Genomic DNA, 13,260 nt, shown 5'->3' with positions numbered 1-13,260 from the left:
GCATGGACACCGGCGTAGTCGAGACGGTGTCTAGGAGTTGCGGGATGCAGGACGAGATCACCACGGTGAAATCCACCTGCTCCTACTGCGGTGTGGGATGCGGGATGCTCCTCGACGTCGTCGTCGATCCGGAGACGGGCGACCGACGCGTGGTGAGGGCATACGGAGACAAGGATCATCCGACCAACAGGGGTCGGTTGTGCACGAAGGGCGCGACGAGCGCGGAGATGCTCGCGGCGGGGGGCCGGCTCGGGACGGCGTGGATGCGTTCCGAGCGGGCGGCCGAGGTGGCCCCGCTCCCCCTCGGCGATGCGATCGCCGAGACCGCGCGGCGCCTGAGCGACATCGTCGCGGCCCACGGCCCCGACGCGGTGGCCCTCTACGTCTCGGGACAGATGTCGCTCGAGGCCCAGTACCTCGCGACGAAACTCGCGAAGGGATATCTGCGCACCTCGCACATGGAGTCGAACTCGAGACTGTGCATGGCCGGCGCCGCGACCGGCTACAAGCAGTCACTCGGATCCGACGGCCCGCCCGGCTCGTACGAGGACTTCGACCATGCCGACGTCTTCTTCGTGTCGGGTTCCAACATGGCCGACTGCCATCCCATCCTGTTCCTGCGCATGATGGATCGGGTCAAGGCGGGAGCACGACTGATCGTCGTCGATCCGCGACGCAGCGCCACTGCCGACAAGGCCGACCTGTTCCTGCAGATCGCACCGGGCACCGACCTGGCGCTGCTCAACGGACTGCTGCACCTGATCGTCGAGAACGGGCACGTCGACCGCGCCTTCGTCGAGGAGCACACCGACGGCTGGGACGCGATGGAATCCTTCCTCGCCGACTACCCACCGCACGTCGTCGCCGAGGTCACCGGACTGGCCGAGGCCGACATCCACACCGCGGCGCAGTGGATCGGCGAGGCCGGCGAGTGGATGAGCTGCTGGACCATGGGTTTGAACCAGAGCACCCACGGCACGTGGAACACCAACGCGATCTGCAATCTGCACCTCGCGACCGGGGCGATCTCCCGCACCGGCAGCGGGCCGTTCTCCCTCACCGGCCAGCCCAACGCGATGGGCGGCCGCGAGATGGGATACATGGGACCGGGTCTGCCCGGTCAGCGCAGCGTCCTCTCCGACGACGACCGCGCGTTCGTCGAGGATCGCTGGTCGCTGCCGCGCGGCACGCTGCGCACCGAGGGTGGCGCCGGCACCGTCGACATGTTCGAGCGCATGGCCGCCGGAGAGATCAAGGCGTGCTGGATCATCTGCACCAATCCCGTCGCGTCGATCGCGAATCGAAGCACCGTTCTCGAGGCACTCGAGAAGGCCGAGCTGGTGATCGTGCAGGACGTCTATCGCGAGACCGAAACTGCTTCGTACGCAGACGTTCTCCTGCCTGCTGCCCTGTGGGCCGAGTCCGAGTATGTCACCGTCGGTTCCGACCGCACCGTCAATCTTCTGCAGCAGGCCGTCGAACCCGTCGGCGAGTCGCTGCCCGACTGGGAGATCATCGCGCGGGTCGCGCAGGAGATGGGTTTCGGCGACGCCTTCGACTATTCGAGTGCCGAGGAGATCTTCGACGAGATCACCGGGTTCGCGAATCCGCAGACCGGATACGACCTGCGCGGCATGACCTACGACCGACTGCGGGAAGGGTCCGTGCAGTGGCCGTGCCCGCCGGAGTCGGCCGAGACGCGTCATCCCGTCCGCTATCTCAACGACGGGACGAGCCGGACCCCGGTGGTGCGCGAGGACGGTTCCCGTCCGCGGCTGGCGTTCGCGACCCCCGACGGCCGCGCCCGTTTCTTCCCTCGCCCGCACATGCCCGCCGCGGAGATGCCGGACGACGACCACCCCTTCGTCCTGAACACCGGACGCGTCCAGCACCAGTGGCACACCCTCACCAAGACGGGGAAGGTCGAGAAACTCACCAAACTGAATCCCGGACCGTTCGTCGAGATCAATCCCGATGATGCACAGCGACTGTCGATCGTCGACGGCGATCGGGTCGAGATCGCATCGCGGCGCGGCCGGGCCGTGCTGCCGGCCGTCGTCACCGACCGCGTGCTGCCCGGGAACTGCTTCGCGCCCTTCCACTGGAACGACCTCTTCGGCGACGATCTCGCCATCAACGCCGTGACGAACGACGCCGTCGACCCGGCATCCCTACAGCCCGAATTCAAGGTCTGTGCCGTGTCGCTGGAGAAGGTCGTGGGTGCGGTCGAACCGGTACTCGAGAGCGGTTCGGTGCTCGACCGTCTCGAGTCCGCGCTGGGACTCGAGACGATTCCCGCACCCACCTTCGACGACACCGAACGCGGTTATCTCGCAGGTCTTCTCGCCGGACTCAGGACGGCGGACATCACTGCCGCGCCGACCCTTCCGCCGACCGCGCCGTTCCCGGCCGACAAGCGGGCATGGGTCGACGGACTGCTCGCCGGGATGTACGCGCACTCGGCCCCGGTTTCCGACGCGACGCCCACCGAGGCGGTGCCGGACGGGCCGGTCGTCGTGGTGGCCTGGGCGTCGCAGACGGGCAACGCCGAATCCTTCGCGGCGAGTTGCGCACAACGGCTCCGCGACGCCGGTCGGGCCGTGCGGCTGACGGGGCTGAACGAACTCGACGTCGCCGCGCTGGTCGACATCAACGACCTCGTGGTCGTCACGAGCACCTTCGGCGACGGCGACCCACCCGACAACGGCGGGTCGTTCTGGCGGTCGCTCGCATCGGACACCGCACCCGAACTGAACGGAACGCGTTACGCGGTACTGGCTTTCGGTGACTCGAGTTACGACGATTTCTGCGGCTTCGGGCGCCGTGTCGACGACCGTCTGAGCACTCTCGGCGCGACTCGCCTGACCGAGCGGGTCGACTGCGAACCCGGAGAGGACGAGCGCGCACAGAGCTGGCTCGACGCGCTCGTACCGCTGCTGGGAGGCTCGATGGCCCCGGTCGCATCGGTCGCATCGGCTCCCGCGGCCCCCGCCTACACCCGCAACTCGCCGCTCGTCACCCGGATCACCCGCAACATCGCACTGAGCGGTGCGGGTTCGGCGAAGGACGTGCGCCAGTTCGGATTCGAGATCTTCGATCCCGCATTCGACTACGAGGCCGGCGACGCCCTCGGGGTGATGCCGACGAACGGCCCGGAGGCCGTCGACGAATGGTTGCAGGTCACCGCTCTCGACCCGGAGACCGCCGTCGAACTCGGCAACCGTCCCACCGTGCCGCTGCGCGAGGCCGCGACCCGGCACCTCGACATCACCCGGGTGACACCGGAACTGCTCCGGTTCGTGCAGAAGCAGAGCGGCAGTGCCGAACTCGCGAAGCTGCTGCGACCGGGCAACAAGATCGAGCTGCAGCAGTGGCTGTACGGGCGGCAGGCGATGGACGTCATCGCCGAGTACCCGTTCAAGGCGCCCTGGGACGAATGGAAGGACCTCCTCGGCCGTCTGCGTCCGCGCCTGTACTCGATCTCGTCGAGCCCGAAGACGAACCCGCGCGAGGTGCAGCTGACGGTGTCGGTGGTGCGCTACGAATTCGAGGGTCGCTCCCGGGCGGGTGTGTGCTCGTCGTTCCTCGCCGATCACAGCAAGGGCGTGGACATCCCGATCTTCGTGCAGCGCAACGAGCACTTCCGGCCACCGGCACCCGAGACCGACATGATCATGGTCGGCCCCGGTACGGGCATCGCACCGTTCCGCGGTTTCCTCCACGACCGTCGCGAGGCCGGGCACACGGGCCGCAACTGGTTGTTCTTCGGCGACCAGCAATCCGAGACCGACTATCTCTACCGCGACGAGATCGAGTCGATGCACGCCGACGGTTTCCTCACCGAACTGGGACTGGCCTTCTCGCGCGACCAGCGGCAGAAGATCTACGTGCAGGACCGGATGCGCGAGCACGGCGCACAGGTATGGAAGTGGCTGCAGAACGGTGCCCATTTCTACGTGTGCGGCGACGCCGGACGTATGGCGAAGGACGTCGATGCGGCCCTGCGCGAGGTGGTGCAGGCGCACGGACGGCTCGACCGCGACGCCGCCGCGGCGTACGTCGAGCAGATGGCCGCCGACAAGCGATACGTTCGCGACGTCTACTGATCTGCTTGTCGGTCCGCAGATGCGGATATAACGTGTCGTTCATGACGCATCTGCGGAGACAAGCGTGACCTCGCTCCGGATCCGCGACGCCGCGTCGTTGCTGGGGGTCAGCGACGACACGGTCCGTCGCTGGATCGACCAGGGGCTGCTGCGCGCCGGTAAGGACTCCGCCGGACGCAAGACCGTCGACGGTCGCGAGCTGGCGGAGTTCGCCCGTACCCAGGCCGATGCCGGCCCCGATCCGCTCGGGGTGGGCAGTTCCGCCCGCAACCGCTTCGTCGGGCTGGTCACGCGCGTCGTCTCCGACACCGTCATGTCGCAGGTGGAGATGCAGTGCGGCCCCCACCGCATCGTCTCGCTCATGAGCACCGAGGCCGTGAACGAACTCGGTCTCGAGCCGGGCAGCGTCGGGGTGGCCGTCGTCAAGGCGACCACCGTCATCGTCGAGACACCCGGAGCGACCGAATGAGACGCCGGGTGCTCGCCGCGCTCGCTGCCGGTCTCACCGCTGCGGCACTGACGTCGTGCGGCACCGGCGGTGGCGACTCGGATGTCCTCACCGTCTATGCGGCGGCCTCGCTCCGGGCGCCGTTCATCGAGATCGCCGAACGATTCGAGGCGGCGAACCCCGGAGTGTCGGTGGAATTCTCGTTCGCCGGTTCGTCCGATCTCGAGACCCAACTCGAGCAGGGTGCACCGGCCGACGTCTTCGCCTCCGCCGACACCCTGACGATGGACGCCGCTGTCGGCGCCGGACTCGTTGCCGGTGAGCCGATCCCGTTCGCGACCAACACGCTCACGATCGTCACCGAACCGGGGAACCCGAAGGACATCACCTCGTTCGACGATCTCACCGGCGACGGTCTCTCGGTGGTCGTGTGCGCCCCTCAGGTGCCGTGCGGGGCCGCCACCGAGCGGCTCGAGGAGACCACCGGTGTCGAACTTGCGCCGGTGTCCGAGGAGTCGTCGGTGACCGACGTGCTCGGCAAGGTCACCTCCGGTCAGGCCGACGCCGGTCTGGTCTACGTCACGGACGCGATGGGGGCCGGTGCGAAGGTCTCCGTCGTCCCCGTCCCGGAAGCCGCGAAGATCGTCAACATCTATCCCGTTGCAGCATTGTCGAATTCCTACGATGCCGATCGCGCCGATACCTTCGTGCGCTTCGTCACCGGCACGGACGGTCGTGCCGTCCTGGCCGACGCAGGATTCGGTGCACCATGACCGCGACGGGACTGCCCCGGTGGTTGTTCGCCCCCGCGGCACTCGGGTTGCTGTTCGTCGTCGTGCCCCTGGTGTCGATGCTGCTCACCGTCGACTGGACGACCTTCCCCTCGCTCGTGACATCCCCGGCGTCCCTCGACGCGCTCGTCCTGAGCCTGCGCACCTCCGCGGCCGCCACGATCCTGTGCATCCTGCTCGGCGTACCGCTCGCAATGGTGCTGGCACGCAGTAACTTCCGGTGGATATCGGTGATCCGCGGGTTCGTCCTGCTGCCACTCGTGCTCCCCCCGGTCGTGGGCGGCATCGCCCTGCTCTACACTTTCGGCCGTCGCGGACTGATCGGAGAGCACCTCGACGCGCTCGGGATCCACATCGCCTTCACCACCACGGCGGTCGTGCTCGCGCAGACCTTCGTCGCGCTGCCCTTCCTCGTCACGAGTCTCGAAGGCGCGCTGCGCAGTGCGGGTTCACGCTACGAGGACGTCGCGGCGACACTCGGTGCGCGCCCCACGACGGTCTTCCGGCGCATCACCCTGCCCCTCGTGCTGCCCGGCCTGGTCTCCGGATCGGTACTCGCATTCGCCCGTGCCCTGGGCGAATTCGGCGCGACCCTCACCTTCGCCGGCAGCCTGCAGGGCGTGACGCGCACGCTACCGCTCGAGATCTACCTGCAGCGGGAAACCGATCCCGACGCGGCGGTCGCGCTGTCGCTCGTGCTGATCCTGGTGGCGGTCGTGATCGTCGTGGCCGTGTACTCGCGGCGGAAGGACCGGCCGCTGTGAGCCTGACGGTGCGGGCCCGGGTCGCCGCACGCGACGTCGACGTCGATCTCGAGGTCGCGCAGGGTGAGATCGTCGCGGTGCTCGGCCCCAACGGAGCCGGCAAGTCGACGCTGCTGGGTGTGGTGTCCGGTCTGCTGCGCCCCGATGCGGGTCGCGTGGAACTCGCCGGTCGCGTCCTCACCGACACTGCGACGGGCGTCGCCGTGGCTCCGCACGATCGATCGGTGGTGCTGCTCGCCCAGCAGGCGCTGCTCTTCCCGCACCTGACGGTCGCGGGCAACGTCGAGTTCGCACCACGCAGTGCGGGTGCGGACCGGCGTGAGGCCCGTGCGCGCGCCGACAGGTGGCTGCGGGAGGTCGATGCCGCAGAACTCGCCGATCGTCGTCCGCACGAATTATCGGGTGGACAGGCGCAGCGGGTCGCACTCGCGCGTGCCCTCGCGGCCGAACCGCACCTGCTGCTGCTCGACGAGCCGATGGCCGCGCTCGACGTCACCGCGACACCGGTGCTGCGGTCGTTGCTGCGACGCGTCCTGCGCGACAGCGGGCGCACGGCCCTGCTCGTCACCCACGACCCGCTGGACGTGCTCGCGCTCGCCGATCGGGTGATCGTGATCGAGGCCGGTCGGATCGTCGAGGACGGGCCGGTACGCCGGGTGCTGACGCGACCGCGCAGCGCCTTCGCAGCCCGCATCGCGGGGACCAATCTCGTCACCGGAACCGTGCGGCAGGAGGCGCTGGAATCCGCGGGCGGTCTCGTCCACGGCCGGGTCCACGACGACTGCGTCCCGGGCAGGGCCGCCGTCGCCGTCTTCGCGCCGTCGGCGGTCGCCGTCTACACCGAGGCCCCGCACGGGAGCCCGCGCAACGCCCTGCGGGTGCGGATCGCGGAACTCGAGGCGCAGGGGTCGACGGTGCTCGTGCGGTCGGATACGGGTATCGCCGCGGAGATCACGACGGCGGCACTCGCCGACCTCGACGTCCATCCGGGCGACTCCGTGTGGTTCGTCGTCAAGGCCACGGAGGTGGGGATCCATCCGGCCGCGCTGAGTGCGTGATCGCTACCGCGCTGAGCGCGTGATCGTTACTGCTGTGGGTGCGTGATCAGTACCGTGTGCGCCGCAGGGCGAGCACGGCGACGAGACCGACCAGGTAGACGACCCCACCGGCGACGGCCAGTTCGGGCGTGCGTCCGTCCGAGTCGATGACGAAGGCCGCCACGACGATCGCGCCGAGGAAGGCGATGTTGAAGACGGTGTCCTGCAGTGCGAAGACCTGACCTCGGCGCGCGTCGTCGATATCGATCTGCATCGCGGCGTCGCCGGTGAGTTTGATGGTCTGACCGGCGAGGCCGAGCAGGAAGGCCGCGACGAGCAACGGTCCGGCCGACACGGTGGTGACGAACGCGAACTGCACGATCGCGGCGGCGATCAACCCGACGGTGACGGTGCGCGGCCGGCCCAGCCGCGGGATCAGGATCGGTGCGAGCACCGCTGCGAGGAGCATGCCGGCGGCGGTGCAGGCGACCGCGACACCGAAGCCGGAGAATCCCGCGAGCAGGTCGGAGCCATTCTCCTCGGCACGCAGGACGAGCACCATGATGAGCGTGTCGATGCCGAACACGATGCGGTGCGCGCCGATTCCGAGCATCGCGATCGTCACGCCCGGCGCTTCGAGGACGGCTCCCGTACCGGTCCGCAGACCCGCCAGAACGGTGCGGATCACGGTCCGGGGACGTATTCCCTCGGGGCCGAGCGCATTCGCGGCGAATCCCGCTGCGGCGAACGCGCCGACGAGCGAGCCGCTCACGCCGAGAAGGACGGCCGTCCCGGAACCGGTGTCGCCCGCGCCCACGAATCCGATGGTCGCGACCGCCGTGGCGGCCCCGACCGCCGAGACACCCGAACCGACCGTCGCCAGAACGGAATTGACCGGGACGAGCCACGACTGGGCCACCACGTGTGGGAGCGAGGCCGAGACGCCTGCCAGGACGAATCTGCTCACGCCGACGGCGGCGAGCGCGAGCAGCATGAGCGGGGTCTGCGGTCCCCCGAGGAGCAACACGGCCGCGGCTGCCGCGATGAACACTCCGCGGAGCACGTTGGCCCAGACGAGGACGAGGCGCCGGTCCCACCGGTCGAGCAGGGCGCCGGCGAACGGACCGATCACCGAGTACGGCAACAGCAGCACCGCGAAGCCTGCCGCGATCGTCACCGGGTCGGTGTGACGTTCGGGGTTGAACAGGATCGCCCCGCCGAGTGCGGCCTGGAACAGTCCGTCGCCGAACTGGCTCGCGAACCGCACCCCCGTCAGTCGTACGAGACCCGGCGAGTTCCGCAGGGCGGTCGCGGTCGATCGCCACGCCCGCTGCCTGGACTGCTGCCCGGAGTCTCGCACAAGCACGACACTATCGGCTCCGCCACCATTCGACCGTGCGGGCGGCCGCCTCGTCGAGCGGGGTAGGCGACAGGCCGAGTACCTGTTCGGTGCGGGTCGAGTCCATGACGAACGGGGCATCGAACTGGTAGAGCATCTCGGCGAGTTCCTTCATGTCCCGGTTCACGTGGCCGCCGGCCCGCACCAGCCAGGACGGGATCGTCCCCACCGCGGGCGCGGGCAGGCCGGCCGCCCGCGTGAAGGCGGTGGCGATCTCACGCTGTGTCACGGCCGGTCCGGTGGGTGCGTGGATCACGGTGTTCCACACGGCCGGCTCCCCCGCCGACGCGATCATCGCCGCCGCCAGGTCGGGAACGTAGGTGAACGAATGCGGGAGGTCGGCCGAGCCGAGTACCCGCACCTTGTTGCCGGCGAGCACGGTGGGCACCATGCGTTCGCCGGCCATCGCGTTCAGTGCCCGTGGACCGAAGAAGTCCGATGCCACGACGCTCACCGTCGGGGCACGGTGGGCGGCGCGGGCGGCGAGGAGCTGCCGCCGGATGCCGCGCTTGCCGGTGTCGGCCTCGCGGGGCGAGTTCTCGGTCATGACCCGGTCGGGTTCGCTGTACGAGTAGAGGCTCTCGGGGAAGACGACGACCGTCTTCTCCGACAGGTTCGCGGCGGCGTCGAGAACGACCCGCTCGGCGATCGGGAGTTCGCGTGCCCATACGTCGGCGCGGTAGGCCGACCCGTGGACGCACATGTACACCGCGTCGGCAACTAGTCCGTCTTCGTCGACGAGTGCTGCGGCCACGGCCTCGGGATCCGTGACGTCGACACGCAGGCGTTCGATGCCCGCACCTTCCGGTCCGCTGCCCGATCGGGTCAGGACACGCACGCGATGTCCTTGTGCGGCAAGTTGTTCGGCGACGGTCCAGCCGACGGGTCCGGCTCCTGCGACCACCTGGAGATGCGACATGATTCCTCGATTCGGAAAGAGTGAGCACTGCTCTCTGATGGCTTCGACGATCCTCCGCGCAGCCGGGATTGTCAAGAGCGGTGCTCTCGTTTGTTGACGGTGCTCTCTGTTCGACGGCAGAATGGCCCGGTGACGACACCACGGGCGCGCGCACGCGCACAGACGATGGCCGACATCCTCCGGATCGGCCGCGAGCATCTCGGCACCCACGGAGCGGCGGCGCTGTCGCTGCGTGCCGTCGCCCGCGATCTGGGCGTCGTCTCCTCCGCCGTCTACCGCTACGTTTCGAGCCGCGACGAGCTGCTCACCCTGCTCGTCGTCGACGCCTACGACGAACTCGGCGACAAAGTCGACCGTGCCGTCGACGCGGCCGACCCCTCCGACCACCGCGAACGGTTCCTCACCCTCGGCCGTGCCGTGCGCTCGTGGGCGCTGGCCGAACCGGCCCGCTACGGGCTGCTGTACGGCAGCCCGGTCCCCGGCTACGCCGCCCCCGCCGAGCGCACCACCGCACCCGGTATCCGCGTGGTCCTGCGACTGGCCCGGATCGTGGACGAGGCCTACGCCGCGGGTGTATTGGACGACACGGCCGCTGCCTCACCTCCGGAGAGCCTGGGGGAACCGCTGGGCCGGATCCGGGACGAGTTCTCCCTCACCGCCCCGGATTCCGTACTGGCACGCGGTCTCTGGGTGTGGCCGTCGTTGTTCGGGTCCGTGAGCTTCGAGGTCTTCGGACAGTACGGCCCCGACACTTTTCCGGACCGCGAGGTCCTGTTCGAACATCATCTCGCCTTGTTGGCACAGACCGTCGGGTTCCACCCCACGCGCCGGTGACGGCGGTGACAGAATGGCTGATGTGGCGCAGCATCAGGACGAACCCGAGGACCGCACCGCACCCTCGACACCCAGGGTGCGGGCCGGCAGCCTGCTCGTCTCCGCCACCGATCTCACCGAGCCGACCTTCCGCCGCACCGTCGTCTACATCATCGAGCACACCGATGCGGGCAGCTTCGGTGTCGTCCTGAATCGCATCAGCGACACCTCCGTCGACGCGATGCTGCCGCAATGGTCGTGGCTCGCCGCCGAACCGAAGACCCTGTTCGTCGGCGGTCCCGTCCACCGCAGTTCGGCACTGTGCCTCGGCACGCTGCGGGTGGGGGCCGACATCACCGACGTCCCCGGCATCCGCCACGTCGACGGCCGAGTGGTGATGATCGACCTCGATGCCGATCCCGGGCACATCGCCCACTACGTCGAGGGTGTGCGGATCTTCGCGGGATACGCGGGGTGGAGCGCAGGTCAGCTCGACGGCGAACTACGCAATGACGACTGGATGGTGGTTTCGGCCCTGCCCACCGATGTGCTCGCCCCCGCGCACCTCGACGTGTGGGCGAGGGTGCTGCGCCGGCAACCACTGCCGATGGCGTTGCTCGCGACCCACCCCATCGAGGTCGAACGCAACTGAGCCCCCCTCGGGCGACCGGGACCGGTCAGCGGGCGTCGGCGAGAGTGTTGAGCGCGCCGGCCATCTCCTCGGCCCTCGTTGCGGTCACGGTGAATTCGTGTCCCGAGGCCGTGGTCACCACGACGGCAGGTCCGGTGCGCGTGACCAGGCCGTACCGCTTGCCACCCTTGGCCCGCAGCCCCCAGCCACCCCAGTCCTGGAACGGGCGGGTCTCGGTGACCTTCGCGCCGACGATCTCGTCGAGGTCGTATCCGAGCGCGTCGGTGGCCAGATTCGACACCCGGATCCCGTCCGCGTCGACCACCACGGTGTAGCGCAGCAGACCCAGCACGAGCAGAGCGACGGGCGCGATCAAACCCAACGGCCACCAGCTCTGCGTCGCACCGCACACGACGAGCGCGGGGATCAGGACGAGCAGCGACAGTCCCGCCGTCGTGCCCGCACCGGTGCCCACCTGCTCGACGATGGGCAGCTCGGCGCGACCGCGCGGCAGCGCCGGATCCGGAGCAACTGTCGCTGCCTTCCGTTCCCGGCCGTCGCGCAGGAGCCGTCCCCCGAACCAGCCCACCGCGATACCCGCCCACATGCCGAGCACCGCCGGCCAACCCTCCAACGCGGCCTGCGTGGCGTCGGTCGTGTCGAGCTGCCCCGCGAGACCGGCCAGGAACAGCGCGGTGATCGTGCCGGTGACCCCGAGACCGATCGCGAGCATGTAGCGACGCATGAGCAGTTGCGCCTGCGCGAGCGCGGCGATCGCGCAGCATCCGCCCCCGACGAGCACGATCAGCAGGGCGGCGGTCCACGCCGAGGTCATAGGTGATCCGAACGCGTCGGGTGTCGTGCCCGACCAGTGCGTGGCGATCTCCCCGGGCAATCGTGGGATCCACGAGCGGGTGAGCACGAGTACGGCCACGGCACACAGCAACGGAACGACCAGTCCGAGCAGCGCACCCACGGGGTCGACCTGACGCGTCGTCATGGGGTCAGCCTAGGGTGCGGGCCTCCACCGGTGCCGTCCTCGTTCCGCTCTCGTCGAACCATCCGTCGGGTCGCAGGTCGCCACCGAACCGGGGCATGTACTCGGTACACGCGAGTCGCGAGACGAGGCTGCGCCGACTGTTCACACCGGTCTTGGTGAAGATGTTCTTCAGGTGGTCCTGCACCGTGTACGGGCTGATGAACAATCGGCTTGCGATCTCGTTACGGGACCGTCCGGCGAGCACTTCGACGAGCACTTCCGATTCGCGTGGCGTGAGGCCGTAGGCGGCGGTCACCAGGGTGACGATCTCGGGTAGACGTGCGCGCTCGAAGGTCATGACGACGCGACCGGTCCCGTCCAAGATCGCGGCGCGCAGCACCACCCATTCGCCGTCGAGGGTGCGCAGGCGCACCGTCGCGGGGGTGGGGCGTGTCCTGCGGACCTGGCGGGCGACCACGTGTGCCGGCCCGGGCCGGCCCCGGACGGGACTGCCCCAGCCGAGCCGCTCGAACCAGACCGCCGCGGCGGCGGTCACGGAATCGAAGTCGTCGTCCGCCCCGATCACGACCACGGCCGGACCCGGACACCCATCCGCGACCTCCGAGTGTCGCACCCGCGCCGATGCGTCCCGCATCAGTGCCTGTGCCGATGCGTCCCGCATCAGTGCCTGTGCCGATGCGTCCCGCATCAGTGCCTGTGCCGATGCGTCCCGCATCAGTGCCTGCGCCGATGCGTCCCGGATGAGCGTGGTGCGGAAGCCGTTCGCGATGTCGCCGAGCACGTCGTCGAGCATCGCGAGTTCGGCGTCGGTGAAGCCACGTCCCGGTTCGCGCATCAGCTCTCCGACACCCCAGCACCGACGACCGCCGTCCCGGAAGACCAACTGCAGCTCGTGTCCCATGCCCAGTTGCGACACGAGTTCGAGATAGCGGCGGTTTCCCTGTCCTGTCCCGTCACCGTCCGGTTCCCCGACGCGGCGTATCCCGGATGGGCGATGGAGGAGCACATAGAGACTGTCCGGATCGGGGTCCGGGCCGTACTCGATCTCGATCGACAACCGGAGGACCTCGATCGGGTCGTCGAGACCACGGGTGGTGAAGCCGGTGGGGACCACGACGGCAGGGTCGACGGGCGCCAGGCAACCACCGTCGTACGGAACGAAGGCGCCGAGCACGTCCATCACGTTCTCGCGGAACTGCGTGCCGTCCGCAGCCGCGGATACTGCGTCGTGGATGCCTGCCCTCAATCGCTGCGCAGAGCGCATATTTCGCAGTATCCCCCTCGAATGTGGGATTGAGAACACTTCGCGCGACGACGAGGCTCCATGGGCACGGGGACATTCAAACGGAAGT

At 69.0% G+C, this 13,260-nt stretch carries 11 protein-coding genes; 7 read left to right on the top strand and 4 right to left on the bottom strand.

The features are described from left to right. The first annotated feature begins 44 nt into the window (after window positions 1–44). The 5 genes from ACWPOC_RS01920 (at window position 45) to ACWPOC_RS01900 (ending at window position 7,167) form a co-directional block, all read left to right on the top strand. Window positions 45–4,106 (top strand): molybdopterin-dependent oxidoreductase, encoded by a 4,062-nt coding sequence (locus ACWPOC_RS01920; RefSeq protein WP_455407914.1) that lies wholly within the window; start codon window positions 45–47, stop codon window positions 4,104–4,106. 64 nt (window positions 4,107–4,170) lie between these two features. Beyond that, the gene (locus ACWPOC_RS01915; protein ID WP_455407913.1) at window positions 4,171–4,575 is read left to right on the top strand and encodes a TOBE domain-containing protein; all 405 of its coding nucleotides are present in this window, start codon (window positions 4,171–4,173) and stop codon (window positions 4,573–4,575) included. Beyond that, window positions 4,572–5,327: a molybdate ABC transporter substrate-binding protein gene (gene modA / locus ACWPOC_RS01910; RefSeq protein ID WP_455407912.1), complete on the top strand. Its 756-nt coding sequence runs from the start codon at window positions 4,572–4,574 to the stop codon at window positions 5,325–5,327. The genes ACWPOC_RS01915 and modA overlap by 4 nt, the downstream gene beginning before the upstream one ends. Next, entirely contained in the window at window positions 5,324–6,109 is a 786-nt protein-coding gene (locus ACWPOC_RS01905; RefSeq protein ID WP_268654910.1) for an ABC transporter permease, read from the top strand. The genes modA and ACWPOC_RS01905 overlap by 4 nt, the downstream gene beginning before the upstream one ends. Continuing rightward, window positions 6,106–7,167 carry a sulfate/molybdate ABC transporter ATP-binding protein gene (locus tag ACWPOC_RS01900; protein ID WP_455407911.1) on the top strand — a complete coding sequence of 354 codons (1,062 nt, stop codon included), beginning with the start codon at window positions 6,106–6,108 and terminating at the stop codon, window positions 7,165–7,167. Before ACWPOC_RS01905 ends, ACWPOC_RS01900 begins: the two co-directional genes overlap by 4 nt. A gap of 46 nt (window positions 7,168–7,213) precedes the next feature. On the opposite strand, the gene ACWPOC_RS01895 is transcribed toward ACWPOC_RS01900, so the two are convergent. Both ACWPOC_RS01895 and ACWPOC_RS01890 read right to left on the bottom strand, forming a co-directional pair. After that, window positions 7,214–8,512, bottom strand: coding sequence for an MFS transporter (locus ACWPOC_RS01895; RefSeq protein WP_455407910.1), 1,299 nt, complete (start codon window positions 8,510–8,512; stop codon window positions 7,214–7,216). A 4-nt stretch (window positions 8,513–8,516) separates the two neighbouring features. After that, window positions 8,517–9,464, bottom strand: coding sequence for an NAD-dependent epimerase/dehydratase family protein (locus ACWPOC_RS01890; protein WP_455407909.1), 948 nt, complete (start codon window positions 9,462–9,464; stop codon window positions 8,517–8,519). Between the two features lie 165 nt (window positions 9,465–9,629). Between ACWPOC_RS01890 and ACWPOC_RS01885 the strand changes: the two genes are divergently transcribed. Next, window positions 9,630–10,298 (top strand): TetR/AcrR family transcriptional regulator, encoded by a 669-nt coding sequence (locus ACWPOC_RS01885; RefSeq protein WP_455408009.1) that lies wholly within the window; start codon window positions 9,630–9,632, stop codon window positions 10,296–10,298. Window positions 10,299–10,311: 13 nt separating this feature from the next. Continuing rightward, on the top strand, window positions 10,312–10,929 hold the full coding sequence (locus ACWPOC_RS01880; RefSeq protein WP_194293793.1) for a YqgE/AlgH family protein: 618 nt from the start codon (window positions 10,312–10,314) through the stop codon (window positions 10,927–10,929). Window positions 10,930–10,954: 25 nt separating this feature from the next. On the opposite strand, the gene ACWPOC_RS01875 is transcribed toward ACWPOC_RS01880, so the two are convergent. Both ACWPOC_RS01875 and ACWPOC_RS01870 read right to left on the bottom strand, forming a co-directional pair. Then, complete coding sequence (locus tag ACWPOC_RS01875; protein ID WP_455407908.1) at window positions 10,955–11,908, bottom strand: DUF1648 domain-containing protein; 954 nt, start codon at window positions 11,906–11,908, stop codon at window positions 10,955–10,957. 4 nt (window positions 11,909–11,912) lie between these two features. Further along, window positions 11,913–13,172: a response regulator transcription factor gene (locus ACWPOC_RS01870; protein WP_455407907.1), complete on the bottom strand. Its 1,260-nt coding sequence runs from the start codon at window positions 13,170–13,172 to the stop codon at window positions 11,913–11,915. Window positions 13,173–13,260 lie beyond the last annotated feature (88 nt).

This window comes from Rhodococcus sp. 5G237, assembly GCF_053764735.1.
This window is presented reverse-complemented; position numbering and strand designations above follow the sequence as displayed.